This is a genomic window from Limnohabitans sp. (genome assembly GCF_040400975.1).
Taxonomy (GTDB): Bacteria; Pseudomonadota; Gammaproteobacteria; order Burkholderiales; family Burkholderiaceae_C; genus Limnohabitans_A.
Genome location: NZ_JBBAPF010000084.1, coordinates 1 through 2335, shown reverse-complemented (window position 1 = coordinate 2335; position 2335 = coordinate 1). Strand labels below are relative to the sequence as shown.

Sequence of the window (2335 nt, the reverse complement as noted above, 5' to 3'; positions counted from 1 at the left end):
ACCAATGCAGGGGAACAGCACAGGAGGCTGCTTGTTGGCAGTGACCCGTCAGGTCAGCTGGCTGGAAAGAAGGCCGCGGCCGGGGCGCTGGGCTGCGGTGGAGGCCCCACAACAGGGGCACGAGGAGGTCTGCGCCTCGTGCGCTGGGGCGCAGGTGCCGGGAGAGCCCCCGGTTGGGTCGCTGCACTGCTGCCAGCGTTGTTAGGGCGCGCACTGTTGGCTGCCGCAGGCCCGAAGAGGCTCTCGCGGATGGAGAGCTGCCTGTTGGCCTGGCCGCTAAGGCGCTGCCTACAGTCACACTTCTCCATGAAGTTGCCGCATGTGATGCAGCGGCATCTCCTGAGCCGAACAAGAGTTCCGCAGTGCTGGCAGTAGATGCGCGGCGAGAAGGCGAGGGAGGGGCGCTCTGCCAGGATGTGGGTGCCACAGCACTTGCTGCACTGCACAGGGAAGCTAGAGGCCGTGCCTCCGTCCTTGGCGACCGTGACCAGTCGGGGCTCGTCAACGTTGATGTGGCGAGGCCTCCATGTGGCGGGCCGCGTCATGTTGATAGCGCCAACGGTGAGCACCATCTCACCGCTTGCGAGGCCCTCCCTGGCGCGCAACAAGTCAATGCCTCTCTGGGCAAGGATCCTGCACTGGATCTCTCTGTGCCGCGCATCGTCCCACCTTGGCCAGGCTTGGAAGCAAGCCACGCTGGTCCGGATTCCCAGGCATGACAGTCTGTGTCTTCCCTTGCACGGCGAGAATAGCTGGCGCACGTCAGCTGTGAAGAGATCCCGCAGCTGCAGGAGGACCTCGGCCTGGAAGAGCTTATGGAGCTGCCGATGCTATCCTCCCGCCGGAGGAGGCTGGCGCCATCTTGTAAAAGCAGGGAGGCGGCACGTACGGTGGCGTTGGTGCTGAGCTCGAAGTCGATGAGGAGCTCCAGCCATGAGCAGCCCATGAGTAGACTGGATGCTTCTCTGGGAACCCATTGAAGCTCGGAGAGGTATCCGGCCAGAAGACCTCTCCATCCCAGGTTGCCAGGCTGGCCGGTGAAAGGGGTGGCCAGGGAATTGGTGCGTATGCGCCTGGCGGCGAGGGGGTCGCCAAGCGGCGGGGCGGTGGCGTGTAAAATGCGTTGAGGTCGTCCACCTCCGCTGAAAACTTGGCCAGTGACCTCGTCACGGCGTTTCCTAGTGGCGGCGATGATGGCGATCATCATCTTTTTGATTTTGCCAACCAGCGTGGCATAGTGATCCCATCTTTCGTCGTGGAGAGCGCATAATGCGCGACGGCGTAACCCATAAGAGTCATAACCTCTGTGTACCATCTTGTCAGCAGAGTCGTTACCCTGCTTGTCGCTGGGTGTGGTGAGCCCTTTGCGGACGTCCTCGTCCGTCGCGTGGCCTTTGACCTTGGTGCCCTTGGTGGCGTGCTTGCCGCGGACGTTGACAATTTCGTCCAAGATGGCCCACATGTCTCCATCAAGTTGCATGCCCCATGGGCGCCTCGAGGTGCCCGTGGTGCCTTGCAGGATGTCGTTGAGGTGTCTCAGGGCGGCTGAGTTGTCAACGCCCAAGTGTATGGGCTTTGGGAGCAAGTGCGCCCCGATGATGGCCCAGCCTTCCACCCTGGTGGATGAGAGGGCAGGCCCGTCCAGCTGGCCCCAGAAGCGCAGTTCGTGGTTGGTATGGTCAGTCCAGGCGGACTGGTTGAGTAGTTCTGCCTGCAGCTGATCGGCGCCACCGAGGTAGGTGCCCCCCCATCCGGGGAGGGCGGCCGGTCCCGTAGAGAAGAAGAGGATGCCGCCGTCTGTGTAGCAGTTGATGGCCTCCGGCGCCGCGTCTCCAATGGGGTGCAACGGCCCAGGGACAAAGTGCGGGAAGGGGCCAGCAATGCGCAGGAGGAGCTGCCGCATGGACAGCTTGCCCACTGTGTTGGGCGAGATCCCTGCCTCCACGGCGGCGTGCTGTGGGATGTGTCTGGCTTCATCTCGGGCACCATGTGTGTGACTGCGCGGGGTGCCTGCTTTGTTGTTCCAGTAGGAGTGCTCCACGTCATTGCCCATCTCGGGCGCCAAGCCGTGAATGGCGAGGGCGCGCGGGAGAGACGCGTGGTCAAAGTTGATGGTACCAAGCGTAAGTCTCCTGATTTCCGACATGGCCGGACATGACCACCATAAGTGCTCAATGGTCTCCGGCTGGTCGCTGCACCAGGGGCATGCCGGATAGTCAATGAGGCCAGCCTTGTGCAAGGTGGCGGACGTCCATCGGCCTCCTGCTTGGATGGTCAGACGGTCTGACTGCTGCTCTTTGGACAGTGCCCTGTGGAGGGTCTTCGACATCCGAAA

Annotated in this window: 1 protein-coding gene; it reads right to left on the bottom strand. The window is 62.6% G+C overall.

Annotated elements, in window-relative coordinates:
• Window positions 1–541: 541 nt before the first annotated feature.
• On the bottom strand, window positions 542–2335 hold a 1794-nt coding region (locus ABWQ00_RS15865), incomplete at its 5' end, for a reverse transcriptase domain-containing protein (protein ID WP_353239624.1).